The 25,504-nt window shown below is 63.2% G+C and carries 25 protein-coding genes and 1 riboswitch; of the genes, 10 read left to right on the forward strand and 15 right to left on the reverse strand.

What is annotated here, in order from left to right:
• Window positions 1–155 precede the first annotated feature (155 nt).
• The 3 genes from AC1DXU_RS11985 to AC1DXU_RS11995 all read left to right on the forward strand — a co-directional run bounded on the left by AC1DXU_RS11985 (window position 156) and on the right by AC1DXU_RS11995 (window position 4,488).
• Window positions 156–1,109, forward strand: a complete 954-nt coding sequence (locus AC1DXU_RS11985) for a sugar-binding transcriptional regulator (protein WP_477368475.1) — start codon at window positions 156–158, stop codon at window positions 1,107–1,109.
• 92 nt (window positions 1,110–1,201) lie between these two features.
• Window positions 1,202–3,256, forward strand: a complete 2,055-nt coding sequence (locus tag AC1DXU_RS11990) for a bifunctional aldolase/short-chain dehydrogenase (protein WP_477368478.1) — start codon at window positions 1,202–1,204, stop codon at window positions 3,254–3,256.
• Window positions 3,257–3,417: 161 nt separating this feature from the next.
• On the forward strand, window positions 3,418–4,488 hold the full coding sequence (locus AC1DXU_RS11995; RefSeq protein ID WP_477368481.1) for a D-alanine--D-alanine ligase family protein: 1,071 nt from the start codon (window positions 3,418–3,420) through the stop codon (window positions 4,486–4,488).
• Between the two features lie 73 nt (window positions 4,489–4,561).
• Here AC1DXU_RS11995 and AC1DXU_RS12000 read toward each other — a convergent pair whose 3' ends face one another.
• From AC1DXU_RS12000 to AC1DXU_RS12010, 3 genes are all read right to left on the reverse strand, one after another.
• Window positions 4,562–5,614: a substrate-binding domain-containing protein gene (locus AC1DXU_RS12000; protein WP_477368484.1), complete on the reverse strand. Its 1,053-nt coding sequence runs from the start codon at window positions 5,612–5,614 to the stop codon at window positions 4,562–4,564.
• A gap of 45 nt (window positions 5,615–5,659) precedes the next feature.
• Window positions 5,660–6,655, reverse strand: coding sequence for an ABC transporter permease (locus tag AC1DXU_RS12005; protein WP_477368487.1), 996 nt, complete (start codon window positions 6,653–6,655; stop codon window positions 5,660–5,662).
• Window positions 6,656–6,731: 76 nt separating this feature from the next.
• Window positions 6,732–8,243, reverse strand: coding sequence for a sugar ABC transporter ATP-binding protein (locus AC1DXU_RS12010; protein ID WP_477368490.1), 1,512 nt, complete (start codon window positions 8,241–8,243; stop codon window positions 6,732–6,734).
• 137 nt (window positions 8,244–8,380) lie between these two features.
• On the opposite strand from AC1DXU_RS12010, the gene mtnK reads away from it, so the two are divergent.
• The 4 genes from mtnK (at window position 8,381) to fba (ending at window position 12,720) form a co-directional block, all read left to right on the forward strand.
• A complete protein-coding gene (mtnK, locus tag AC1DXU_RS12015; RefSeq protein ID WP_477368492.1) occupies window positions 8,381–9,655 on the forward strand; it encodes an S-methyl-5-thioribose kinase in 1,275 nt (424 codons plus the stop codon).
• On the forward strand, window positions 9,652–10,746 hold the full coding sequence (mtnA, locus tag AC1DXU_RS12020; RefSeq protein ID WP_477368495.1) for an S-methyl-5-thioribose-1-phosphate isomerase: 1,095 nt from the start codon (window positions 9,652–9,654) through the stop codon (window positions 10,744–10,746). Before mtnK ends, mtnA begins: the two co-directional genes overlap by 4 nt.
• Window positions 10,747–10,795: 49 nt before the next feature.
• Window positions 10,796–10,940, forward strand: a riboswitch (FMN riboswitch).
• A gap of 77 nt (window positions 10,941–11,017) precedes the next feature.
• A complete protein-coding gene (locus AC1DXU_RS12025) occupies window positions 11,018–11,491 on the forward strand; it encodes a 6,7-dimethyl-8-ribityllumazine synthase (protein ID WP_477368498.1) in 474 nt (157 codons plus the stop codon).
• 164 nt (window positions 11,492–11,655) lie between these two features.
• Window positions 11,656–12,720 (forward strand): class II fructose-bisphosphate aldolase, encoded by a 1,065-nt coding sequence (gene fba, locus AC1DXU_RS12030; protein WP_477368501.1) that lies wholly within the window; start codon window positions 11,656–11,658, stop codon window positions 12,718–12,720.
• A gap of 338 nt (window positions 12,721–13,058) precedes the next feature.
• Here fba and AC1DXU_RS12035 read toward each other — a convergent pair whose 3' ends face one another.
• From AC1DXU_RS12035 to AC1DXU_RS12050, 4 genes are all read right to left on the reverse strand, one after another.
• Window positions 13,059–14,078: an isopenicillin N synthase family dioxygenase gene (locus tag AC1DXU_RS12035; protein ID WP_477368503.1), complete on the reverse strand. Its 1,020-nt coding sequence runs from the start codon at window positions 14,076–14,078 to the stop codon at window positions 13,059–13,061.
• 149 nt (window positions 14,079–14,227) lie between these two features.
• Window positions 14,228–14,884, reverse strand: coding sequence for a methionine ABC transporter permease (locus AC1DXU_RS12040; RefSeq protein ID WP_477368506.1), 657 nt, complete (start codon window positions 14,882–14,884; stop codon window positions 14,228–14,230).
• Window positions 14,865–15,956 carry a methionine ABC transporter ATP-binding protein gene (locus tag AC1DXU_RS12045; RefSeq protein ID WP_477368509.1) on the reverse strand — a complete coding sequence of 364 codons (1,092 nt, stop codon included), beginning with the start codon at window positions 15,954–15,956 and terminating at the stop codon, window positions 14,865–14,867. Before AC1DXU_RS12045 ends, AC1DXU_RS12040 begins: the two co-directional genes overlap by 20 nt.
• Before the next feature lie 83 nt (window positions 15,957–16,039).
• Window positions 16,040–16,894 (reverse strand): MetQ/NlpA family lipoprotein, encoded by an 855-nt coding sequence (locus AC1DXU_RS12050; protein ID WP_477368512.1) that lies wholly within the window; start codon window positions 16,892–16,894, stop codon window positions 16,040–16,042.
• Window positions 16,895–16,936: 42 nt separating this feature from the next.
• On the opposite strand from AC1DXU_RS12050, the gene AC1DXU_RS12055 reads away from it, so the two are divergent.
• Complete coding sequence (locus AC1DXU_RS12055; protein ID WP_477315673.1) at window positions 16,937–17,143, forward strand: hypothetical protein; 207 nt, start codon at window positions 16,937–16,939, stop codon at window positions 17,141–17,143.
• A 68-nt stretch (window positions 17,144–17,211) separates the two neighbouring features.
• On the opposite strand, the gene AC1DXU_RS12060 is transcribed toward AC1DXU_RS12055, so the two are convergent.
• Entirely contained in the window at window positions 17,212–17,895 is a 684-nt protein-coding gene (locus AC1DXU_RS12060; protein ID WP_477368515.1) for an SDR family NAD(P)-dependent oxidoreductase, read from the reverse strand.
• A gap of 457 nt (window positions 17,896–18,352) precedes the next feature.
• Here AC1DXU_RS12060 and AC1DXU_RS12065 point away from each other — a divergent pair, with 457 nt between their 5' ends.
• Window positions 18,353–19,468, forward strand: a complete 1,116-nt coding sequence (locus AC1DXU_RS12065) for an anhydro-N-acetylmuramic acid kinase (protein ID WP_477368518.1) — start codon at window positions 18,353–18,355, stop codon at window positions 19,466–19,468.
• On the opposite strand, the gene AC1DXU_RS12070 is transcribed toward AC1DXU_RS12065, so the two are convergent.
• Window positions 19,469–19,897 carry a GNAT family N-acetyltransferase gene (locus tag AC1DXU_RS12070; protein WP_477368521.1) on the reverse strand — a complete coding sequence of 143 codons (429 nt, stop codon included), beginning with the start codon at window positions 19,895–19,897 and terminating at the stop codon, window positions 19,469–19,471. It abuts the gene before it with no gap.
• A gap of 132 nt (window positions 19,898–20,029) precedes the next feature.
• On the opposite strand from AC1DXU_RS12070, the gene AC1DXU_RS12075 reads away from it, so the two are divergent.
• On the forward strand, window positions 20,030–21,049 hold the full coding sequence (locus AC1DXU_RS12075) for a proline racemase family protein (RefSeq protein ID WP_477368524.1): 1,020 nt from the start codon (window positions 20,030–20,032) through the stop codon (window positions 21,047–21,049).
• Between the two features lie 92 nt (window positions 21,050–21,141).
• On the opposite strand, the gene AC1DXU_RS12080 is transcribed toward AC1DXU_RS12075, so the two are convergent.
• The 6 genes from AC1DXU_RS12080 to AC1DXU_RS12105 are packed head-to-tail and all read right to left on the reverse strand — an operon-like array spanning window position 21,142 to window position 25,492.
• Complete coding sequence (locus tag AC1DXU_RS12080) at window positions 21,142–22,404, reverse strand: ABC transporter substrate-binding protein (RefSeq protein WP_477368527.1); 1,263 nt, start codon at window positions 22,402–22,404, stop codon at window positions 21,142–21,144.
• Window positions 22,405–22,453: 49 nt separating this feature from the next.
• Window positions 22,454–22,876 carry a hypothetical protein gene (locus AC1DXU_RS12085; protein ID WP_477368530.1) on the reverse strand — a complete coding sequence of 141 codons (423 nt, stop codon included), beginning with the start codon at window positions 22,874–22,876 and terminating at the stop codon, window positions 22,454–22,456.
• Entirely contained in the window at window positions 22,873–23,928 is a 1,056-nt protein-coding gene (locus AC1DXU_RS12090; protein ID WP_477368533.1) for an aldo/keto reductase, read from the reverse strand. The genes AC1DXU_RS12085 and AC1DXU_RS12090 overlap by 4 nt, the downstream gene beginning before the upstream one ends.
• Before the next feature lie 6 nt (window positions 23,929–23,934).
• The gene (locus AC1DXU_RS12095; protein ID WP_477368536.1) at window positions 23,935–24,279 is read right to left on the reverse strand and encodes a TIGR04076 family protein; all 345 of its coding nucleotides are present in this window, start codon (window positions 24,277–24,279) and stop codon (window positions 23,935–23,937) included.
• Window positions 24,280–24,768, reverse strand: coding sequence for a DUF3830 family protein (locus AC1DXU_RS12100; protein WP_477368539.1), 489 nt, complete (start codon window positions 24,766–24,768; stop codon window positions 24,280–24,282).
• A 1-nt stretch (window position 24,769) separates the two neighbouring features.
• Entirely contained in the window at window positions 24,770–25,492 is a 723-nt protein-coding gene (locus AC1DXU_RS12105) for a GntR family transcriptional regulator (RefSeq protein WP_477368542.1), read from the reverse strand.
• Window positions 25,493–25,504 lie beyond the last annotated feature (12 nt).

Consider the following 25,504-nt stretch of genomic DNA (forward strand, 5'->3'; position numbering starts at 1 on the left):
AATCGCAGGCTCGCGCCGCGTCACCACCAACGATGCCACGAGAGTGCGTATTTGGCACAATGATGTTCTGGATTCCGCTGATGAAGGGGCATCCCATGCCATGGCTCGGTTTGACTTTTGTCGAGAGCCGTGAATAATGTCAGCGAGGAGATGGCATGGCGATCCGACCGGCAGAACAGCTTATCCACAAGGCCGCCTGGCTTTACTATGCCCACGGCCTGCGCCAGGACCAGGTGGCCAGCCAGCTCAAGATTTCCCGCGCCTCGGTGGCTATGTATCTCCGCAAGGCGCGCGAGACCGGCATCGTCAACATCTCGACCTCGACCCAACTTTTCACCGATGATGTGCTGGCGCGCAAGCTGGAAGACGCGCTGAAGCTCGACGCCGTCTGGATCGCGCCGGAAAACGACTATGTCATCGATCCGTCGACCGACATAGCGGTGCTGGCGGCAAGCGTCTTTCTCGAGCTGGTCAAGAAGGGCGACCGCATCGGCGTTGCCTGGGGACGGACCGTCTATACGATCGCCGACATCATGTCCTATGCCGACCTGCAGGATGTCACGGTGGTGCAGCTGTGCGGCAATCTCGGCGCCCCCTATTCCTACCGGCCGGACCAGTGCACGATGGAAATCGCCCGCCGGCTCAACGCCAAGGGCATCAATTTCTACGCGCCGCTGGTGCTGACAACGGAGGAGCTGGCGCGCGGCCTGCGCGCCGAGCCGGTGATCCGCGAGCAATTGTCGAGCATCCACGAATGCGACCTGGCGCTGTATTCGGTCGGTACCGTCGATGCCGACAGCCACGTCGTCAAATGCGGGGCGCTGACCGTCGACGAAATGGGCGCGTTGCGCAAGGCGGGTGCGGCCGGCGTCATCGCCGGGCAGATTATCGACGCCAAGGGCAAGGCGCTCGACTGCAGCTACAACCGCCGCGTCATTTCGGCTGAGCTGTCATCGCTGCGCGCCATCGAAAAGCGCCTGATGGTCGTGCAGGAGGACAGCAAGTTCGACCCGCTCATCGCGGCGATGGCCGGCGGGCTGTGCACGCATCTTGTGGTCGGCGCGCGCATGGCGCGACGGCTGCTCGACCACGCACAAAAGGCTTCCTAGCAAACGAAATCCTTGCAGCCGGCGCATTGTCATCAAAGCGTCGCGGCATTCCTGTTCACAACACCAAAGACAGCAAATCGGACAAGGCGAATATGAAGAATTTGTGGAATGACGGCGACGCGGAGAAGCTGGTTGCCGACTATGCAAAAAAGGGCGTCAGCCGCGACCTGGCGTTGCGCGTCTACACGACGCGGCTGCTGGGCGGCGAACCGCGGCTGGTGCTGCATGGCGGCGGCAACACCTCCTGCAAGACCAAGGCCACCGACCTCGTCGGCGACGAATGGGACGTGCTGTGCGTCAAGGGCAGCGGCTGGGATATGGGCGTCATCGAGCCGCAGGGCCTGCCGGCGGTCAAGCTCAACGCGCTGCTCCGGGCGCGCTCGCTGAACAAGCTCGCCGATGAGGACATGGTCGCGCTGCAGCGGGTGAACCTGATCGACCCGTCCTCGCCCAACCCGTCGGTCGAAACGCTGCTGCACGCCTTCCTGCCGCACAAATTCGTCGACCACACGCACTCGACCGCAATCCTGGCCATCGTCGACCAGCAGGACAGCGAGCCGCTGGTGAAGACGGTGTTCGGCGCCAAGATGGGTTATGTCCCCTACATCATGCCGGGTTTCGACCTGGCCAAGGTGGCCGCCGACATCTTCGACGCCGACCCGACGGTGGAAGGCCTGATCCTCGACAAGCATGGCATCTTCACTTTCGGCGACGATGCCAAGCAGGCCTACGACCGGATGATCCACTATGTAAATGTCGCCGAGGACTATGTCGCCAAGCACGGCAAGCCGCGCACCGAGAAGGTTGCCTTGCCGGCCAGGCTGGCGACAGCAGCCGATATCGCATCGACGCTGCGCGGGGCGGTTGCGGTTGCGCGCGGCGAGGGCCGCTTCGACCGCATGATCAGCGATTTCCGCACCTCGGATGCGATCGTCGACTTCATCAACTCGGCCAAGATCGCCGACTATGCCGGGCGCGGCGTGTCGACGCCCGATCTGTCGATCCGCATCAAGACCGGACCGATGGCACTGCCGGCGCCCGACGCGGACAAGATCGGCGACTACAAGGCCGTCATCAAGAGCCACGTCGAAGCCTTCGCCAAGGACTATCGCGCCTATTTCGAAACCAATGACGCGCTCGACGACGTCAAGCGCACCATGCTCGACCAGATGCCGCGGCTGACGCTGGTGCCGGGCCTCGGCATGTTCGGCCATGGCCGCACGCTGAAGGACGCCAAGATCGCCTCCGATGTCGGCGAGATGTGGATCGAGGCGGTGCGCGGCGCCGAAGCCGTCGGCAATTTCCACCCCCTGTCGAAGGCCGACCTGTTCCCGCTCGAATACTGGTCGCTGGAGCAGGCCAAGCTCGCCTCCAACAAGCCGAAGCCGCTGACCGGCCAGGTGGTGTTGATCACCGGCGGCGCTGGCGCCATCGGTGCCGCGACGGCAAAGCTGTTCGCTGCCAATGGCGCCCATGCGGTCGTCGTCGATCTCGACGCGGCAAAGGCCGCGGAAGCGGCCAAGCAGGCCGGCAACAATTCGATCGGCGTCGGCGCCGACATCACCGACCCCAAGCAGATGCGCGCCGCCTTCGACAAGGCCGTCGCAGTCTTCGGCGGCGTCGACATCCTGGTTTCCAATGCCGGTGCGGCCTGGGAAGGCAGGATCGGCGAACTCGACGACGCTCTGTTGCGCAAGAGCTTCGAGCTCAATTTCTTCGCCCACCAGTCGGCGGCGCAGAATGCTGTGCGCGTCATGCTCGAACAGGGCACTGGCGGCGTGCTTTTGTTCAACACCTCCAAGCAAGCGGTCAATCCGGGCCCAAAGTTCGGCGCCTATGGCATCCCGAAGGCGGCGACGCTGTTCCTGTCGAGGCAATACGCGCTCGACTACGGCGCGCATGGCATCCGCTCCAATGCAGTCAACGCCGACCGCATCCGCTCGGGGCTGTTGACCGACGCCATGATCGCCAGCCGCTCGGGCGCGCGCGGTGTCTCGGAAAAGGAATACATGTCCGGCAACCTGCTTGGGCAGGAAGTCACGGCCGAGGACGTGGCGCAAGCCTTCCTGCATCAGGCACTGGCCGATCGGACCACCGCCGATGTGACGACGGTGGACGGCGGCAACATCGCCGCGGCCATGCGCTAGCGGCGAGAAGATACCGGAACGACGAAGAGCGGCCTACCGGCCGCTCTTTTCTTTTACGCTCGAACCAAGGCTGTCTTGGAATGGTCGCCGTGGAGCCATCAAAAACCCCGCTTCGGACCGATTGTTTGGTCTTCTAACTCTAGACCTTTTTGGAGACGTTCATGGTTGCGAAAAGACTGCGCATTGCCGTGCTGTTCGGCGGGCGCTCCGCCGAGCACGACGTGTCTGTGCTCTCGGCAACCAACGTGGTGCGCGCGCTGGACCCTGGCCGATATGACGCGGTGCCGATCTTCATCACCCACGAAGGAATTTGGCTGCTGAGCTCATTCCAGGACGGCACATTGTCAAAGCCGGAGAGCGGGACGGAAGTTTGCCTCGTGCCCGGCGGACGCGGGCGGATGATCGCACTTGCGGACGGCGGCGGTGCGGATGAGCTGTCGAAGATCGATATCCTGTTTCCGGTCCTGCATGGATTGTATGGCGAGGACGGGTCGGTGCAGGGGCTGGCCGAAGTCGCCCGCGTGCCGCTTGCCGGATGCGGCATCCTGGGTTCGGCGGTGGCACTCGACAAGGACATCGCCAAGCGGCTGCTGAAGGCGGCTGGTGTGCCGGTCGCGCGCTCAGTGACGATCCACGGCGGCGACGCCCCTTCCCTCAGTGCACTCGAAGACGAACTCGGCCTGCCGCTGTTCATCAAACCGGCGCGACAGGGATCATCCGTCGGCGTCGGAAAGGTAAATGCCAGCCAGGAATTCGACCGAGCGCTGGCTGAGGCCTTCCGGCACGACAGCAAGCTGCTGGCGGAGGAATTCGTCCGTGGCCGCGAGATTGAATTCAGCGTGCTGGAAGGCCCCGCAGGCGAGCTCTTCGTGTCGCGGCCGGGCGAGATCGTGCCGGCTGAAAGCCACGGCTTCTACAACTACAATGCCAAATACATCGACGAGAATGGCGCCGCATTGATCGTGCCGGCCGAACTGCCGCCGGAAGTCGAGGCAGCCATGCGCGATATGGCCGCAAAAGCCTTCCTAGCTGTCGGCTGCGACGGCATGGCGCGTGTCGACTTTTTCCTGATGCCGGACATGCAATTCCTGGTCAACGAGATCAACACCATCCCCGGCTTTACCGACATTAGCATGTATTCCAAGGCGATGGCGGCAACCGGCGTCAGCTATGCGGAAGTCATCGATCGGCTGGTGGCGCATGGGTTGGCGCGCGCCGGGCGATCGGGCTGAGAGCGAGAGCTCATCACGGACAAACAAAAAGAGCGGCCCGCGAGCCGCTCTTTCCTGTTCGATCTGCCTGACCTTACTTGGCGTTCGGGTTCGGCATCCAGGCTGGCATCGCGACATCGGCATGGGCGAACTGCGGCAGCTTGGCCGACAGGTCTTCCATGTTCTTGATGTCCTTGTCGATCAGGTCCTTCTGGGTGATCAGCGTCGGCGGCACGATGACGTTGTGGCCGGGGTCTTCACCGGCGAGGAGCTGCGCCAGCGCGCGCACCGAGACCTGGCCGACGACGGCCGGGTTGGTGGCGGCGGTGGCCGCCCAGGCGCTGTCGGGCTCGCGCATTGCCGATATGTCCGAGGTCGAGATGTCGGCCGAATAGATCTTGATGTCCTTGTTCAAGCCGGCCTCGTCGACGGCGATCTTTACGCCCTTGGCGAATTCGTCATAGGGCGCGAACATCACCTTGATATCAGGATGGGCCGACAGCACCGAACGCGCCTGGTTGGCGACCGAGTTGGCGATCGGGTTGTCGAGCGTGCCGAACATGGCGACTTCGTTGATGCCGGCATGCTTCTTCTTGACGTCGACCCAGGTCTCGTTGCGGCGGTCGAGCGGCGCGATGCCGGCGACATAGACATAGCCGGCCTTCCAGCTGTCGCCATTGTCCTTGACCGCCTGTTCGAGCGCGAGGCGCGCGAGGTCGCGGTCGGACTGTTCGACCTGCGGGATCTTCGGGTTTTCGACATTGACGTCGAAAGCGACGACCTTGATGCCTGCGTCGACCGCGCGCTGGGCGGCGTCCTTCATCGATTCCGTCAGGCCGTGCTGGATGATGATGCCCTGGACGCCGAGCGCGATGGCCTGGTCGACCATATCGGCCTGCAGGGCTGCATCCTGGCGGCTGTCGAGGACGCGCAAATCGACGCCGAGCGCCTTCGACTGTGCCTCGACACCGGAGAGGTAGGCCTGGAAGAAATCGCCGGTCGAGAGATAGCGAACCAGCGCGATCTTGACTCCCGGCTTGTCGAACGGCGCCGGCTTGTCCGCGGCCATCGCCGGGACCTGCATCAGCATGGTTGCGCCGGCAAGCCCGAGCGCTGCCTTTCCTAGAAGTCTTCTTGTGATCTTCATTTTGTTTCCTCCACTTGTTGAACTCAAAAATTTCCCGGTCGAATCCTATCTCCTGCCCCTGCCGGAGAGGGCGAAGGTGAAGACAAGGGCGATCACGAGCACCACGCCCTTGACGAAATCCTGCGTGTAGTAGGGCGCGTTCATCATGGTCAGGCCTTGCAGCAAGATGCCGACGAACAGCGCGCCGACGGCCGTGCCGAAGGCGTTGGGCTTGGCGGCGCCGAGCACCGCGTAGCCGATAAGCGCTGCCGCGACAGCGTCGAGCAGCAGATTGTTGCCCGAGGCGATGTCGCCACGGCCAAGCCGGGCAGCGAGCAAGATGCCGCCGATCGAGGCAAAGACGCCTGAGATGACATAGGCCCAAATCTTGTAGGCCTTGACCGGCGCGCCGGCGAGTTCGGCCGCCCGTTCATTGCTGCCGACCGCATACATCATGCGGCCGAAGCGGGTGTATTCGAGAAAGAACCAGATCAGCACGGCCAGCACGATCAGGACCACGACCGACACCGGAATGAGGTTCGGGATGAAGAAATCGAAGCGGTGGCGGCCGAGCGCCAGGAAGGCGTCGGAGAATTTGCCGTTGGCGACCGAACCATCGGGCATCGTCATGCCGGTGGCGATCGAGCGTCCCTCGGTCGGGATGCGCTGCAGGCCGACCAGCAGGAACATCATGCCGAGCGTCGCCAAAAGGTCCGGCACGCGCATGTAGACGATCAGCCAGCCATTGATGAGCCCGACGACGGCGCCGATCACGAGGCAGACGATGACCGCGACAAAAGCGTTCTGCTCCAGCACCACCATGACATAGGCAGCCGCCATCATGGCGCTGGTGGCAACCGAGCCGATCGACAGGTCGAAGCCGCCGACGACCAGAGTCGCGGTGACGCCCAACGCCAGCACGCCGGTGATCGCCACCGACTGGAAGATGAAGACGGCACTTTGCGGCGAGACGAAACCATCGGCGGCGATCGCGAAATAGGCGACCAACCCGAACAGCAGGACGATGAAACCGTAACGAATGGCGTAGTCGCGCAGCGTCATGCAGCGCTCCCGCGCGCCGTCTTCACAGAACTCAAACCCATACGCTCCATTCCAATTCTCATCGTCAGTTCTTTGCTCATGCCGCGCTGTGCAGCGGCCCGCCGGCGACCTCGGCCAGCAGGCGATCGAGATCGATGTCGGCATTGCGGTGTTCGCCGACGATCGTCTGCTCCGACATCACCAGGATGCGGTCGGCCGTCTCCAGCGCTTCATCGAGTTCGGTGACGAACAGCAGCGTCGCGCGGCCGTTGGCGCTGGCCCTGAGCTTGGTGGCGATATCGCGCCTGGCCGAAATGTCGACGCCCTGAAATGGCTCGTCGAGAATGAACAGTTTGGCATCCTGCGCCATCCAGCGGGCAACCATCACCTTCTGCTGGTTGCCGCCCGACAGGGACGCCATTTCGTCCTTCTCGGAACGGCAGACGATGCCGAGTTCCTGGACCTGCCGGCGGGCAATGGTGCGTTCCAGGCGGCGCCTGAGCACACCAAAATGCGACATCCGCTTGTGGAATGGCAGGCTGATGTTTTCCTGAATGTTGAAGCCGCCGACAATGCCGTTTTCGCCGCGGTCCTTGGCGACGAGGAACACACCGGCGGCAATCGCTTCGCCCGTCGACGCGGGCGCATAGGGCTTGCCGTCCAGCACCATGGTGCCGGACAGCGGCTTGCGCACGCCAAACAGCGTCTCGGCGAGCGCCGTCTTGCCGACGCCAACGAGGCCGGTGATGGCAACCACCTCGCCATCGCCAAGGGTCAACGAGAATGGCCGCGCGTTTTGGGCAATGCGCATCCCCTCGATGGTCAAGACAGCGTTGGCCGAGTCCCTGGCAACGATCTGGTCGAGATGGATCTTGCGGCCGAGCATGGCGTTGATGGCGCCTTCATAGTCGAGCGGCTTCCTGTCGAAGCTGCCGCTGATCAACCCGTCGCGCATCGAGACGATGCGGTCGGCAAGCCGCCTGATGTCCGACATGCGGTGCGAGATGTAGAGGATCGCCACGCCTTGCTCGCGCAGCCGGTCGAGCAGCGCGAACAGCCGGTCGGCTTCGGCGCTGGAGAGCGAGGAGGTCGGCTCGTCGAGGATCAGCACTTTCGGCTGGTGCGCCATGGCGCGTGCGATCGCCACCATCTGGCGGTCGGCCAGCGAAAGATCGCTGATGCGTGCCCTAAGGTCGATGACCAGTCCCATGCGGTCAGCGACGGCCTTGGCCTCGCGGCGCACCCGGCTCGGATTGAACAGCGTCGGCACACCGCTGCCGGTCAGCCTGTCCAGCGTCAGATTGGTGGCGACGTCGAGATCGGCGACGACGCCGTCATTGATGTTCTGGTGAACGGTGACGACACCGGCGCGGATCGCCTCCGCTGGGGTTTTCGGGGCAAAGTCGTGACCGGCAAGGCGCATCGTGCCGCCGCCGTGGTCATAGACGCCTGAGATGATCTTGACGAGGGTGGATTTGCCGGCGCCGTTGGCGCCCATCAGCACGGTGACTTCACCGGCATGCAATTCGACCGAGACGCCGCCAAGCACCTCGATATGGCCAAAGGATTTCCTCAGGCCGTCCACGCGGAACACGGCATCATTGCCCATTCGTTCCTCCCTGACCGTGACGCTATGGGCTCAATCGGCAATTGTCAACACGATTGACAATTGCCAGATGGCTTCCTAGCTTGGTCCGGCCGCCATGGCTCCGCTATGATCGGAGCGCATCAGCGCGAGGGTGAAGAATGACTGGGAAATTGCCGTTCGAAGCACTATCGGTGGAGACGCTTTCGACGCGCCTTGGCGCCAACGAAGCGTTATGCGCGCGGATCGGCAAGGACACGAGCGCCTGGAAGGTTCGCGAGGTCGGCGACGGCAATCTGAACCTGGTGTTCATCGTCGAGGGCGAAAAGGGCGGCGCCGTCGTCAAGCAAGCTTTGCCCTATGTGCGCCTGGTCGGCGACAGCTGGCCGCTGCCGCTAAAGCGCTCCTTCTTCGAATACCACGCGCTGACGCGGCAGGAGACGCGCGCGCCGGGCTCGGTGCCGGCGATCTACCACTTCGACGAAGGCCAGGCGCTGATCATCATGGAGTATCTGGCGCCGCCACACATCATTCTCAGGCGTGCGCTGATTGACGGACGCCAACTGCCGAACATTGCCAGGGATATCGGCCTGTTCATGGCCCGCACTTTGTTTCGCGGCTCCGATCTCTCAATGCTGGCCAAGGACCGCAAGGCCGATCTGGCGCTGTTCGCCGACAATGTCGAGCTCTGCGACATCACCGAGAACCTGGTTTTTTCGGACCCCTATTTCGACGCCAAGATGAACCGGCATACCTCGCCGCAGCTCGACGGCCTCGTCGCCGAACTGCGCGCCGACCGCGACCTCAAGGTCGAGGCACAGCGATTGAAGCACCTGTTCGCCGCCAATGCCGAGACGCTGCTGCATGGCGATCTGCATTCCGGCTCGATCATGGTCACCGACACAGAAACCAGGATGATCGATCCGGAGTTCGCCTTCTACGGACCGATGGCCTTCGATGTCGGCATGCTGCTCGCCAATTTCTGGATGTCCTTCTTCTCGCAGCACGGCCACGAGCAGAAGGAAAAACGCGACGCGATGCGTGCCTATCTGCTTCAAGTCACGGCTGAGACATGGTCGGTGTTCCGCGCCGAGTTCTCAGCTCTGTGGCGGACCGAGCGCACCGGCATGCTCTATCAGAAGAGCCTGTTCGAGGATCAGGGTGACAGGCTCGGCGCCGAACAGGCGCTCGACCATGTGCTGCATCAGGTCTGGACCGACTTGCTGGGTTTCGCCGGCATCGAGGTTCACCGCCGCATCCTCGGCCTCGCCCACAATGCCGATTTCGAGACCATTGCCGACGAGGATTTGCGCGCCAGTTGCGAGGCGAAGGCGCTGAAATTCGGCCGTCACATCGCCGTCAACCGGCGCCAGATTCATAGCATCGACGAGGTCAACCAATTGGCCGCGCTGATCGAACAGGAGAGCAGCATTTGAACGTCGGCGACCGCCACTATCGCACCATCTGGCTGAGCAACGACGGGCGTTCGGTTGACATCATCGACCAGCGCTGGCTGCCGCATGATTTTCGCATCGAGAAGATCGGCACGGTTGCCGGCATCGCCACCGCCATCCGCGACATGTGGGTGCGCGGCGCGCCGCTGATCGGCGTCACCGCCGCCTATGGCGTTGCCATGCAGATGCAAGACGATCCGTCGGATGCGGCACTCGATGCGGTCTGGGAAACCTTGCACGAAACGCGTCCGACAGCGATCAATCTGCGCTGGGCGCTCGACGAGATGCGGCGCTTCCTCAAGCCGATAGCCCCCGCACAGCGCGCGGAGGCGGCCTATCGGCGCGCCGCCGAGATCGCCGACGAGGATGTCGGTCTCAACCGCGCCATCGGCGCCAATGGGCTTGAAATCATCAAGGCGATCGCGGCCCGCAAGAAGCCGGGCGAGGCGGTCAACATCCTCACCCACTGCAACGCCGGCTGGCTGGCAACGGTAGATTATGGCACCGCGACGTCGCCGATCTATCTCGCTGTCGAGGCCGGCATTCCCGTCCACGTCTATGTCGACGAAACGCGGCCACGCAACCAGGGCGCTCAGCTGACCGCATGGGAGATGGCTGGCCACGGCGTGCCGCACACGCTGATCGTCGACAATGCCGGCGGCCATCTGATGCAGCGCGGCGAGATCGACATGGTCATCGTCGGCACCGACCGCACCACCGCCGACGGCGATGTCTGCAACAAGATCGGCACCTATCTCAAGGCGCTGGCCGCCGCCGATAATGACGTGCCGTTCTATGTCGCGCTGCCGTCACCGACCATCGACTGGACGGTGCATGACGGACTGGCCGAGATCCCGATCGAGCAACGCTCGCCCGACGAGGTGTCGCTGGTCTGGGGCAAGACCGCTGACGGCGAGATCGCCCAGGTCCGCGTGTCGCCCGAGACGACGCCGGCGGCCAACCCGGCGTTTGATGTGACGCCGGCAAGGCTGGTCACCGGACTGATCACGGAGCGCGGCGTGGCGAAGGCGTCGCGTGAGGGGTTGAAGGCGATGTTTCCCGAACGCGGGTGAGCCAATCGCCAATTGACAACATCGCCCTGCCCTTCCATATCACCACCGTTAATGTTCTCAGGGCGGGGTGAAAGTCCCCACCGGCGGTAAGGGGTTCGCCCCAAGCCCGCGAGCGCCTTCTGGCAACAGGAGGGTCAGCAGATCCGGTGTGATTCCGGAGCCGACGGTTACAGTCCGGATGGAAGAGAACGAAACGGAAGACGGCCCGCTTCTCGCGGGCTCAATCCGTATCGTGCGTCCTGATTCTGGTTCGAAACGGAAGGATGGACCCATGAATCAGCATTCCCGCAAAGACTATGAAACTGTTCGTATCGCCGTCATTCGCGCGCGCTGGCACGCCGACATCGTCGACCAGTGCGTGCAATCCTTCGAGGCGGAACTGGCCGTGCTCGGGGAGAACCGCTTTGGCGTCGATGTCTTCGACGTGCCGGGCGCCTACGAGATTCCGTTACACGCCAAGACCCTCGTCGGGACCGGCCGCTATGCCGCGATCCTCGGTGTCGCCTTCGTCGTCAATGGCGGCATCTACCGGCATGAGTTCGTCGCCAGCGCCGTCATCGACGGCATGATGAATGTGCAGCTGTCGACCGGCGTGCCGGTGCTTTCGGCGGTGCTGACGCCACTCAACTACCATGACAGCGCCGACCACCACCGCTTCTTCTTCGAGCACTTCACGGTCAAGGGCAAAGAGGCGGCCAATGCCTGCGTGCAGATCCTGGCCGCGCGCGAGCAGATCGCCGCCTAAACCCATCAAAAAGGCCGGATTTCAAACCTGCAACAAGAATTGCGGCCGCAAAAGCGTCTAACGGTTGCGATTGCGCTGAAATCCGGCCAGAAGCATCGACGGGCTGAACGGCAAGCGGACAGCCCGCAACCATTGGCCTGAAACCAGATACGGGAGACTATTGGGTGGCTCGCATCACATTGAGACAATTGCTCGACCATGCCGCCGAATACGGCTATGGCGTGCCTGCCTTCAACATGAACAATATGGAACAGGGCCTCGCCATCATGGAGGCCGCCGAGGAGACCAAGTCGCCGGTCATCCTGCAGGCGAGCCGCGGCGCCCGCGCCTACGCCAATGACGTGGTGCTGGCCAAGCTGATCGACGCGCTGGTCGAAATCCATCCCGATATTCCGGTCTGCATGCATCTCGACCATGGCAACAACGAAGCCACCTGCGTCACCGCGATCCAGTACGGCTTCACCTCTGTCATGATGGACGGGTCGCTGAAGGAAGACGGCAAGTCGCCGGCCGACTACGACTACAATTCCGGCATCACCAAGCGCGTCGTCGACATGGCGCATTGGGGCGGCGTGTCGGTGGAAGGCGAGATCGGCGTGCTCGGCTCGCTCGAGAGCGGCGGCGGCGAGCAGGAAGACGGCCACGGCGTCGAAGGCGCGATCAGCCACGACCAGCTTTTGACCGACCCCGAACAGGCGGTGCAATTCGTCAAGGACACGCATGTCGACGCGCTGGCTGTCGCCATGGGCACCAGCCACGGCGCCTACAAATTCTCGCGCAAGCCGGACGGCGCGGTGCTGGCGATGAACGTGATCGAGGAAATCCACCGTCGCTTGCCCAACATGCATCTGGTCATGCACGGCTCGTCCTCGGTGCCGGAAGAACTGCAGGAGATCATCAACAAATATGGCGGCCAGATGAAGCCGACCTGGGGCGTGCCGGTGGAAGAGATCCAGCGCGGCATCAAGCACGGCGTGCGCAAGATCAACATCGACACCGACAACCGCATGGCGCTGACCGGCGCGATCCGCAAGGTGTTGACCGAGAACCCCTCGGAGTTCGATCCGCGCAAATATCTGACGCCGGCCATGGCCGCGATGCGCAAGCTGTGCAAGGAGCGGTTCGAGCAGTTCGGCACCGCCGGCAACGCGCCGAAGATCAAGCCGCTGCCAGTCTCGGAAATGGCCAAGCGCTACAAGTCAGGCAGCCTCGACCCGAAGTTCGGCTGAGACCGGCCGCCTTCGCCATTGGCAAAAACGAAGGGCAGGAGCCGATACGGTTCCTGCCCTTTTTCCATGAAGGCGCTGTGGCGCAGCCGGTTTCCGAATGGATAACTTAACCTGAGCGATGACTTGTCAAACGGCGGTCAAGAAAAAGGCCGGGCGCGAATACGGCCCGGCCAAAAAGAAGGTCTACAACCTTCAGAGGGGAACACCGTCCAGCGGAATGGGAGGAAACCGCCGAACGATTTTACCTTTTTGCGCTGATTTGCGGGCTTTGGCGACGAATGGAATTCCAAAAACTGTCGGAAAGGCGAAAATTCCTTTTCTATTTCCGCGGATACCTTTCAGGCGGCCGAAATTCCCGTCTCGAGCAGATCGGCATAGTGCCGGCGGGCCACGTCGGGATGGGAACGCAGGCGGCTTTTCAGCACATTGGTTCCGACATTGCGAAACAGCGGATTGTCGGGATCGCTCGCCGGCCCGCGGGCTTCAGCCGCCAGTTCCTCGGGCAAGCTGAGCAGCGGGATTGTCGCATCGAGCCGGGCGCTGAAGAAGAACGGAACGGAAATCCGCTCAACACCGGCCGGCGGTGTGACCACGCGGTGAACGGTCGCCTTGAGATAGCCGTTCGATGCCAGTTCGAGCAGTTCGCCGATGTTGACCACCAGCGTGTCGGGAAGTGGGTCGACATTGACCCAGCTGCCATCATATTCGACCTGCAGGCCCTTGTTCTCGTCCTGCAGCAAAAGCGTCAGGAAGCCGCCATCCTTGTGCGCGCCGACGCCCTGGTCGTCGCCGGTCGCGTCGCGGCCGGGATAGCGTACGATCTTCATGCGGTGATTGGGCTCATCCTCATAGATCGGGTCGAAGGCGTCCTCGGCCTGGTCGAGCGACAAAGCGAAGGCTTTCAGCAGGCGGATCGCCACCGCGGTCGCTTTGGTCTGCCATGCCAGCAGCGCCGGTTTCAGGTCCGGCAGGGCCGCAGGCCATTGGTTCGGCCCTTGCAGCCGCGTCCAGGCGGGAACATCAGGCCCTTGCGCAATGGCCTGGCGCTCGACGCCGATGTCGAGCTGTTCGCGCCAGTCGGCCTTGCCTTTGGTCAGTTCGCCGCCGGCGCGCGTATAGCCACGAAATTGCGAGGATTTGACCATTTCGATGGCCAGCTTGTCGGCTTCCGGCAAGGCAAAGAATTGCCGTGAGGCATCGAGCACCTCCGCGACTTCAGAGGCCGATATGCCATGGCCGCTGAGATAGAAGAAGCCGACATCGCGGGCTGCCGTGCGCAGGTCGAACAGAAAGGTTCGCCGCTCGGACGCGCCCTGTTCGAGACGGCTGAGATCGAGCACGGGGACGATCCTGGGCATGGTCAAGCTCCTTCCTGTCGTTCCGTGCCTACGGTGGCACGCAGGCCATTGCGATCAAAGCAACGCGCAATCCAATCTCCAGGCGAATGGCGAAACGTCAGCACCACATTTTGCCGCCTGCAGGCAAATAACGTTCGAACGGTCATCGCTCATGCCCGATGGTCCAGCCTTGCGACCAGCCGGTCGCCGGCCCATTGGATGCCGCAAACCAGGATGATCAGGACAATGACCACGGCAACCATGACGCTGGTCTCAAACCGCTGATAACCATAGCGGATGGCGAGGTCGCCCAGCCCGCCGGCACCGATGGCGCCGGCCATGGCGGAAGCGCCGATCAGCGTCACCAGCGTGACGGTGAAGCCGGCGACGATGCCGGGCAATGCTTCCGGCACCAGCACCTCGCGGATGATCGTCCAGCGGTTGCCGCCCATGGCGCGGGCCGCCTCGATCAGTCCGTGATCGACCTCGCGCAGCGACACTTCGGCGATGCGGGCGTAATAGGGCGTGGCGGCGATCGACAGCGGCACGATGGCGGCCCATGTGCCGATCGAGGTGCCGACGATCAGCCGCGTCACCGGGATCAGCGCCACCAAAAGGATGATGAAGGGGACCGAGCGGAAGCCGTTGATGATGGCGGCAAGCGCGCGGTTGACCCACAGGCTTTCGGCGATGCCGCCGCGATCTGTGGCGACCAGCGCCAGACCAAGCGGCAGACCGAACACCAGCGAGATGAGGCCGGACGCGGCCGTCATCAGCACCGTTTCCCAGATCGAACGCAGCAGAAGCTCAAACAGAATTGGCGACATGGCCAAGCACCTCCACCCGCGCATCACGGGCCTTCAGGAATGCGATTACTTGCGCGAGATGACTTGCATCGCTGCCCGGCACCGAGAGGAAAAGCGTGCCGACAGGCTGCTGCTGGACATGGTCGATGCCGCCATGGACGAGGCGGAAGGAGCCAGGAACAGCAGTGGCAAGGTCGGACAGCAGCGGACGGCTTGCCGCTTCGCCGGCGACGTCGATGCGCAGGATTGTCTCCGCCCCGGCTGCCGGCGCAAGCCGCGCTGCCAGCTCGGCCGGCAGTTGCGGCCGGATGGCGCCGAGCAGGCTGCTCGTGATGTCGGAGCGGGGGTCGGCAAAGACTGACCAGACCGGGCCTTCCTCGACGATGCGCCCGGCGTCGATCACCGCGACGCGGTCGGCGATCGATCGGATCACCTCCATCTCGTGGGTGATCAGCAGGATGGTCAGGCCGAGCTGCCGATTGATATCTTTGAGCAAGGCAAGGATGGAACGCGTCGTCTCCGGGTCGAGCGCCGAGGTGGCTTCGTCCGACAGCAGCAGCGCCGGCCGCGCCGCCAGCGCCCGGGCGATGCCGACGCGCTGCTTCTGGCCACCCGACAGCGACGAAGGATAGGCATTTGCTTTCTCCGAAAGGCCGACGAGGTCAAGCAGCTCGGCCGCGCGCGCCAGCCGTTCCGCCTTGGGGCGGCCTTCGATCTTCAGCGGCAGGGCGACGTTCTCCTCAACGGTCTTGGCCGACAGCAGGTTGAAGTGCTGGAAGATCATGCCGATGCGGCGGCGCAGCGGCTGCAATTCACGCTCGCCAAGCCGGCTGATCTCGCGGCCTTCGATGAAAACCTGCCCGGAATCCGGTCGCTCAAGGCCATTCAGGCAGCGGATCAGCGTCGATTTGCCGGCGCCGCTGCGACCGATGATGCCAAGGATCTCGCCCTTGCGCACGGTGAGCGAGACGCCGTCAAGCGCCGGCGTGGCGCCGAAGCGGCGCTTGAGTTCGGTGAGGCGCACGACCTCTTCCAGCACCGGGGGATGGTTCTCCGCCGCCAGTTCAGGTGGTGCTTTGATATGCTGGTTCATCGAGGTTCCCGTTCCGGCCTCCCACAAATGCGACGGCGGTCCGCTCAACAGCGGACCGCCTGCTCCTGCTATCCAGGCGCCGATCAATAGGCGCTGATCCCGGTGCCTTTGTAGACCTTGTCGAACTCTGCCTTGACGGCCTCGTTCTGGTAGGACGCGACCAGCGTCTTGACCCAGGCCTCGTTCTCATTGCCGGCTTTGACAGCGATGAAGTTGCGGTACGGATTGTCGGCAACCGGCTCCTGGGCGATGCGGTTTTCCGGGCCAAGGCCGCTCTTCAAGGCCCAGTCGGTATTCACGACCGCAGCGTCGAGATCTTCGACCGAGCGCCCGACGATGCCGGCGTCGAGCTCCTTGATGACCACCTTCTTCGGATTTTCGGCAATGTCGGCGGTCGTCGCCAGAATACCGGTACCGTCCTTCAGCTTGATCACGCCTTCATTCTGCAGCACGCGCAGGGCCCGGCCCTCATTGGACGGGTCGTTCGGCAGGCCGATGACGGCGCCCTCGGGCAGATCGGCGACCGCTTTGTACTTCTTGGAATAAAGGCCGATCGGCCAGACGCCGGTGTAACCCACCGGAACGATGTGGTAGCCTTGCGTCTTGATCTGATTGTCGAGATACGGCTTGTGCTGGAAGGCGTTGGCGTCGATCTCGCCGCGCTCGAGCGCCTCATTGGGCTGGGTGTAGTCGTTGAACACCACGGTCTCGATGGTCAGGCCCTTTTCGGCGGCCTGGGCGACGACGACGCGCCAGACATCCTCATCCTCGCCGCTGATGATGCCGACCTTGATCGCCTTCTTGTCCTCGGCAAAGGACGGCGTCGGCGCCGTCAGGCCGACAAGCGTGACGGCCGAGGCAAGAAGTGCCGCAAGGGCAACACGCCGGCTGATTGCTGATGAAAGAAGAGCTATGGAAGCGTTTCCGCGTTCGGACATTGTCGATCCCTCGTAATCCTGAAGTCATATCGGCGAGGCGGAATGCCAAGCCTTGATGACATCATCGACAATGCTCTGCTGCGGATCAAAGAACCGCGTTTCTTCTCAAACGCCGAGCCGGGAATATTCTCTCAAAGATTGCGCACTTGCGAGAACGGCCTCGGCCTGAGAGCCTGTTTCGAAATTCGCTCCGGCGAGTCATGTGGTGGTGTTTTCGAGAACCGTAGCGCAGCGGACATTGGTCCGTGAGCAACGGAAGCGCAGAAGACGCCATCAGATGGCCGCCGGAGTAGAATTTCCAAACAGGCTCTGACCGATCAGAACGTCTCGACCCATGGCCGAAGTTCGACCTCGAAACTCCAGGCGCTGCGATGCTGGCGGTGCGTGGCGAGATACGTCTCAGCGATCGCATCGGGCGACAGCTGGCTCTCCGGCCGCTCGGGCTTCTTGCCAACCGGCTCGATCTGGCCGTCGATGATGAAATGCGCGACATGGATGTTTTTCGGAAAGAGTTCGCGGGCCATGGACTGGGCCAGACCGCGCAGGCCGAATTTCGGCATGGCAAAGCCGGCCGAGCCCGGAAAGCCCTTGATGCTGGCGGAGGCGCCGGTGAACAGGATCGAGCCGGAACCGCGTGCAAGCAGCCGCCGCGCCGCCTGCTGGCCGACCAGGAAGCCACCATAGGCGCCAACCAGCAAGGCCTGCTTGACCGCATCGGCATCGACCTCGGCGATCGGGCCGCGGGTGCGCCCGCTGGCATTGAACACCGCAAGCGCTAGCGGGCCTTGCTTGTCGGCCGCCTCGAACAGGCTTGCGACTGAGTCCGGGTCGGCGACGTCGGTTTCGACGGCCAGCGCGCCGGTCTCCTCGACCAGCGGCGCGAGCTTGCCGGTGTTGCGGGCGGCGAGCACCACGCGAAAGCCTTCCCTGGTGAGAAGGCGCGCCAGCGAAGCACTCAAGCCTGCGCCCGCGCCGGCGATCACTGCGACTTCGGATGCCATGTCGGTTCTCCCTTGTTGATATGTTCGTCCCATAGCTGGCGTCTTGAGCGGCAAGAGACAAGAACGGCGTTGCTCGATTTTCGCCGTTCGAAGCAAAAAGCCCATCGGGATGTGGACAACTCCATCGGCGATCCCGGCCACGGACAGGTGGCCGATGTCAGCGCCGCCCCTCATTGCCCTGCCGGGCATTTCTCCCCGTATAGTGACGGGGAGAAAGGGCCTCGCGTCGGCGATTTCGCCAATCACCAGCGTCACAGAAAAGGCGCCGACGCCGCGGCCAGCCCCTCTCCCCGTCACTATACGGGGAGAGGATGCCGGCAGGCAGGTGAGGGACAGCGCCAACGGCGGGGAAAGTTCAAACCCTGAAACGCTTGCCCTCGATCAGTACTGGCAAAAGACTTGCCTGCCCGACCGATCCGTCCGACACGTGGTTCAACGGCGATTCGAGAAAGCGACCATGGAACCAATCTGGGCCGTCGGCCTGATGACCGGCACCGTGCTGGATGGCAATATCGATGTCGCGCTGATCAAGACCGACGGCGAGCGTATCGCCGATTTCGGCACCTACACGCTGGCGCCCTACCCCGTAGCGATTCGCACCTTGCTGGAAGAGACGCTGCGCCAGGCCAGGGTGTGGAACTTCGATGGACCGGAGCCGGCGATCTTTGGCGAAGCCGAAGAGGCACTGACACGCGCCCAGTCCGCTGCGGTGAAAGACCTGGTCGAGAGCTATGGCCTGACCATGGCCGATATCGGCGTGGTCGGCTTCCACGGCCAGACGGTGTTGCATCGTGCCCCGCAACCCGGCCGGCGCGGCGACACCCGCCAGCTCGGCGACGGCGAGCTGATGCATGCCATTTTGGGCACCAAGGTCGCCTACGACTTCCGCTCGGCCGATGTGCGCGCCGGCGGGCAAGGCGCGCCGTTGGCGGCCGCCTATCACACCGCGCTGTTGCGCGAGGCCGATGCCAGCGGCGATACGGCGGTGCTCAATCTCGGCGGTGTCGGCAACATCACCTGGTGGGACGGCAAGGACACTATCGTTGCCTTCGACACCGGCCCGGCCAACGCACCGCTCAACGACTTCATCAAGTCGCAAGGTCTTGGCGACATGGACCGTGATGGCGCGCTTGGACGCGCCGGGTCCGTGGACGAAGCCCGACTGTCCCGGCTGCTGCAGCACCCCTATCTGACCAAGCCCTACCCGAAATCGCTCGACCGTTTCGATTTCGGCGCGGCCATGGCGGATGGTCTGAACGCCGAAGACGGCGCCGCAACGCTGACGGCCTTCACGGTCTCCGCCGTCGGCAAGGCGCTCGATCTGTTGCCGCACCGGCCCAGGAGACTGGTGGTCAGCGGCGGTGGCCGTCATAACCCGACGATGATGGCGATGCTTGCCAGCCGCGCCGGAGTCGAAGTCGTGCAGGCCGAGGCACTCGGCTGGAAGGGTGACGCGGTCGAAGCCGAGTGTTTTGCTTTCCTGGCGGTGCGTGTGCTACGCGGCCTGCCGATCAGTTTCCCCTCCACGACCGGGGTGCCGCAACCGATGCGCGGTGGACGGCTCGCCGGTTAGTCAACCACCAGCCAGCTTCTTCCGCAGGAAGATGCGGCTGCGTCCGACGGGGAAATCGGCAAGCGCGCCGAAGGGGCGATAGCCTTGGCGCTCATAAACTTTTGCCGCCTTCGGATTGAAGGTGTCTATCCAGGCGTTTTGGCAGCCGCGCGCGATGGCTTCCTGCTCGGCCGCCTCCAGCATGTTACCGGCTATCTGCTGGCCGCGCAGCCGTTCATCGACCCAGAGCCATTGCACATAAAGCCAGCCCCAGGCGGTGTAGCCGGAAATGCCGGCGACGACCTTGCCGTCTTCGTCGCGCACGAACACGGCAAGCGCCTTGCGGCCGGAATGACCAACATCGCTGTCGTTGAAGGCCGTGAGCCGCTCGCCAAGAAAACCGAGTTCTTCCGGCAGGGGGTCGGCGGTGGTCTCAAGTGTCGTTTTCATCAAACGCCGTTGCATTCCCTGAACAGGCACTTATAGTTTTTGCTGCTTCACCCTAAACGGTTATTTTGTAAAGATAAAATGGATTTGACCAGCTCTCCCGACTTGTCGCGTCTGCCCCGGACGGCGTCCCGAATGCTGGAGGTGGTGGACTCGCATACTTGCGGCCAGCCGACGCGGGTCGTCATCGCCGGCGCCGATCTGGTGCCGGGGCTCGATCCCAACGAAGCGCGCGAACTGTTGCGGCGCGAACGCGACTGGGTGCGGCGTGTCTCGGTGTTCGAGCCGCGCGGCCATCGCTCGATGTTTTCGGTCGCGCTCATCGCGCCCGCAAGTCCAGGCGATGACTATGGTGTCGTCTACATGGATGCCGCGACCTACCCGGACATGTGCGGTCACGCAACGATCGGAGCGGCGACGACGCTGATCGAGCTTGGCCTGGTTGGGCCGACAATGCCGGAATATTCGGGAGCCTTCGAATTCAGGTTGCGCACGCCCGCGGGTCTCGTCGAACTGCGCGCCACATTGAAGAACGGGCGCTGTGAGGCGGTGGCCTTCCGGCTCGGCTTTGCATTCTATCTGTGCTCATTGGAACTGCGACTGGATGACCGTCGGACCGTGCCGGTCCACATCGCTCATGGCGGTCAATGGTATGCCTTCATTGACGTGGCGGCCGCCGGTCTTCATGTCGAAGCGAATGCGATCGATGCGCTGATCGTCGCCGCGCAAGACATCCGGGCCAGGATCGCGGCACAATTGACGACGGTCGATCCGCGCAGCGGAAAGCCTCCTATTGTCGGCAACATCGTTTGGACCGACACACCGCGTGACCCGCAGGCGGCAGGCTTCAACGTTCCGGTATCAGTGGCGGGATCGTTCGATCGCTCACCATGCGGAACCGCGACCTGCGCGCGCATGGCGACACTGGTGGCGCTGGGGCAACTTGAGATCGGCCAATCGTTCATCAACGAAGGATTGATGGGAACTCTGTATCACGGCATGCCGGTCAGTGCCGGCGTGCAGGACGGCATTGGCGGCATCGTTCCGCAAGTCGAGGGAAGTGCCTGGATCACCGCCCATTCGCGGCTGCTCGTCGATGACCGCGATCCGCTCGGCTACGGCTATCTGGTCGGTGGTGGTGCAGCGGTGCTGTAGACGGCAAGGCATCGACGCCGGAACGCAACTGTCCTCGTCTGAAAACCCCCGGATCTTTCGATCCGGGGTTCTTTATGTCTGCAACACAGTGCCTACTTGGTCAGCTTGGCCTGCAGTGCGTTGACGTCATCTGTCGTCATTTCGCCGTCGGTCGTCACCTTGCCGTCGACGATTTTCCAGAGGCGGAACGGGCCGGTGATGTCGCCATATTTGTCGAAGGCGACCGGGCCGATGACGCCTTCGTAACGGATCGGCTTGCCGTCCTTGATCAGGCCGAGTGCCTTGGCGAACTCCTCCTTGCCGGCAAAGATCGGCGTGCCGGCCGGATCGACCGCCTTGTACATGGCGTCCTTGATCTTGGCCGGATCCTCGGAGCCGGCAATGGCGATGGCCAGCCCGACGATGGCGCCGGCATCATAGGAACGGTCGGCGGCCGGGTTCGACGGTTCGATGCCGGAGAACTCCTTGTAGTTCTTCATGAAATAGTCGGTGGAGGCCGTCGGGCTGGTGCCCGAGGAGGTGCCATAGGCATCCTTCAGATAATCGGCGCCGACGGATTCGATGAAGTCAGGGCTGTTCATGCCGTCATTGAGCAGGAACTTCTGCACGCCGCCTTGCGAAATCCAGGCGCGGGCGATGGTGGCACCATCGACCGGCGTGCTGACGAGATAGAGCCCGTCCGGTTCGCCGGCCATCGCCGCCGTAACTTCGGAGGCGTAGCTCGACTGTTTTTCATTGTAAGGCGTGTCGGAGATGATGACACCGCCGAGCGCTTTGTAGGCACGCGAGAATTCAGCCGCCATGTTGACGCCGAAGTCGTTGTTGACGTGGATGATCGACAGCTTCTTGAAGCCCTTGTCGATGGCATATTTGCCGGCGGCAACGCCCTGCAGCGCATCCGAGGTGATGGTGCGGAAGAAGATGCCGTTGGTCTTGCCGTCGCGGCCGAGCGTCGTCAGCGTCGGCGAGGACGAAGCCGGCGAGACCTGCACGATCTTGGCCGGACCGGTGACCGAGGTCAGGATCGGGATCGACACCGAAGAGATGATGCCGCCGATGATGACCGGCACCTTCTTGACCTGCACCAGCTGGGTCGCGGCATCGACCGCGATATTGCCCTGGCTCTGGCTGTCGCGGGTGTCGGTGGCGAGATCGCAGCCACGTACTCCGCCGGCGGCATTGATGTCGCGGAACGCCATTTCGACCGACTTGGCGCCGGCCTGGCCGTATTCGCCGGCCGGGCCGGTCAGTTCCATGACCAGGCCGACGGTGATCTTGCAATCGGCGGCGTGCGCAGCACCGGCTGCGGTCAGCAAAGCGAGCGCGGTGGTGATTTGAAGTATCGTCTTTGTCATTGTTGTTCCCCTTTCGTTACTCGACTCTAATTTCGTCTCTTAAGCCTGTTCAGCTTTCCGGCACCTGCAGCCAGGTTTCATGCAGATGTCGCCATTCGACGCCGTTCGGCGCCGATGAACTGGTGGTGAAAACAGCACTCGACTGGCGGCGGCTGTGCTTGCCGCCACGCAGCTGCGCTTCGACGTAAAGGACGACGATCGTGTCCGTCGTCTGCCAGCCGGGCCGGATGTCCTCGATCTCGATGGTAAAGCCGTCGTCGCAAGTAGCCCGGCTGTCCCGGACATGGCCGACGACGGCCTCGCGATCGAGGATATGACCGCTCGGCGCGACCATGGTGAGGCCCTCACCCATCACGGCTTCGAAACGGCTGAAATCCACCGCGCCAGCGCGGGCCTCGACGAACCAGTCGACGAAGAAGCGATGCAGGTCGACAATTTCGGCGCTGGCGCGTGAAAAGAGGGAGGTGCTCATATCCGGCCTGCATTCAGATTGTAGTGCATGATCGAACCGTGGCGACCGTGGCGGTCGCGCTCCAGCGTGTATACGTCGCCCAAGGGGCCACCGCTTTGCGCGATGACGGCAGCGATCCGCGCCCGGTCGTCGGCGTCGAGCGCGACGTCCATGATTTTCGCATTGGCGAGCGCATGCGCCTGATTGCGAGCACCGACGATCACGGCAGCCACTTGCGGCTGCTCCAATACCCAGGCGCTGGCGATGGTGGCGATATCGACGCCGTGGCGGTCGCCGACGGTCTTCAATTCCCCGAGCAACTGCTGGAACAGCTCCCAGCCGCCGAAATCGTCGATGATCAGTTTGTATTTGATCAGCGACCGGTTCTCGAGCGGCGTCTTCGGCTCGGCAGCGCCCAGCCATTTGTCGCTCAGGAAGCCGCCGGCAACGGAGCCGTAGCAGAGAAAGCTGATGCCGTTCTGGCTGGCGAGCGCGGCAAGGCTATTGGCCGGCCGCTGGTCGAGCACCGAATACTGCAGCTGCTGGCTGACCAGCGGCACACCGGTCTTGAGGATTTCGGCCAGTCGTGGCGTGTCGAAATTGGTGGTGCCGACATTGCGCACCTTGCCTTCGAGGCGCAGCTCGTTCAGCCAGCCTATCGCATCGACGTAGCCGGGCAGCGCGTAATCCCACCAGTGGAATTGCACGAGGTCGAGCCGCTCGGTCTTCAGCCGCCGCAGCGACTGGTCAACGATGCCTCTGATATAGTCGCGGCTGATGCTGGCAAGCCGTTCGAGATCGGGCACCAGCTTGGTGTGCACCTTCATCCTGGCGGCGGCATCGAGACCGCGTTCATTGGCCAGCCGCAGGCGCGCTGCACCGATCAGCTCCTCGACACCGGTGTAGATATCGGCGCAATCATAGGTCCAGATGCCTGCATCGAAGGTGGCGATCAGATCAGCCACCGCTTGCTCGCGGTCGATGGCGCCGTGGCCGCCGGCCAGCTGCCAGCCGCCGCGAATGACGCGCGAGATGGTGTAGCTGGGGCCGAGTTCGAAGGTCTTGGCGGTCATGTCTGGTCACTCTTCCTTCGGCAGCGGCACTGCCGTGGTCTCGGCATGGCTGAACCGGCGCTTGGCCAGCCTGACGATCCTCAGCCGGCTGGCGCAATTGGGATCGGGACAGGCGATCTCGGCGTCCGATGTCATCCAGTCGTTCTTGTGGGTCGGACGCTGTTTTGCCGCGAGAAACGGCAACACGGCCGAGATCGAATAGATCGAAAAACTCTGCCCCGCCGGCATCGACAGCATCTCGCCCTTGAGTTCGAAATAGTCGCCGGCCTTGGCGCCGCAATAGATCGGCTTACCCTTAGGGATGACCGCCTCGACGCGAAGATCGAAGAGTTCGAAACTGTCGTCAGCCATTCAGACCTCCACCAGGCTGAAGGTGATGTCGCAGGCGCCGTTGCGGCGGATGATGCCGCAAGCGGCCGCCAGATGCTCGCGCTGCTCGGGCACCACTTGCGCGACAACGCTGCCGGCGAGCCAGCCGATCGGAAACAGCAGGCGCGCGCCCGGCCCGTAGTACAGGCCGATGTCGAAGATCGGATTGGGACTGCCGCCCCACATGCGCGGCGGGACATAGGAGAGCACGATGTCACCCGGCTGCGGCGTCAGCGTTGCATTCTCTGCCGGCAAGGGCCTGGCATAGGCCTCCCCCTCGAGCTGTGCCGATGGAACCGGGCAGGAAATCTCCGGGCCGGTCCACATCGCATGGATACCCGGGACGATGCGCGGCTGCGCCAGATACGCCAGCAGGAAGGTGGCGTTTTCGGGAGCCTTCTCCGGCAACAGCAGCGCCGTCACGGAAAGCTTCGAGCGTGGTTCTGTAATCCTGATGGCGGGCTTGCTCATGTCAGTCCTTCGCCGATTGAAGCTTGTCACGCAGGAAGGCAAAGGGCCGGCTGATGTCAGCCACCAGCGCCTCGCGCGCCGCTTGCGCATCCTGCTTGGCAAGCGCTGCAACGATGCGACGGTGATAGTGGGCGGTGTCGACCTCGCCGGCCTCGGAGAAGGCGTAGATGGCGACGCGGATACAAGGTCCCGATTGCAGCCAGAGGCTCTCGATCATCGGGATCAAGACGGCCGACCCGCAGCAGCGGTAGATTTCGAAATGAAAACTCTGGTTAAGCGTCGCTTCGCGGTCGATATCCTTCTTGTGCTTCAGCGCCCGCATCTCGTCCCACTCACCGAGCATGGTTTCGATCCTGGCGATCTGGCGTGGGCCCATGCGCGTTGCGGCGAGCGCGATCGCTTCGCCTTCGATCAGGGAGCGAGCACGTAAAAGATCGTCGATGCGCTCCAGCGTGATCGGCGGCACGCGCACGGAACGGTTGGGCAGCGCCTCCAGCGCCTGTTCGGTGATCAGCCGTCCAAGCGCCTCGCGCACCGGCATAGTCGAGGTGACCAGCGCATCGGCGAGCCCGCGTATGGTCAGCACCTGGCTTGGCTCGAACAGGCCGCCGATCAAGGCGCGACGCAATTCCGAATAGACGCGATCCTGCACGGTCTCGCGGCCGACCGGCGTCAGCTGGGCTGCGATCGCCTCATTGTTTCGCTCGATGGCAGCCTTTTGCATGACATTCCCGGT

The organism is Mesorhizobium sp. P3_A10 (assembly GCF_056403175.1).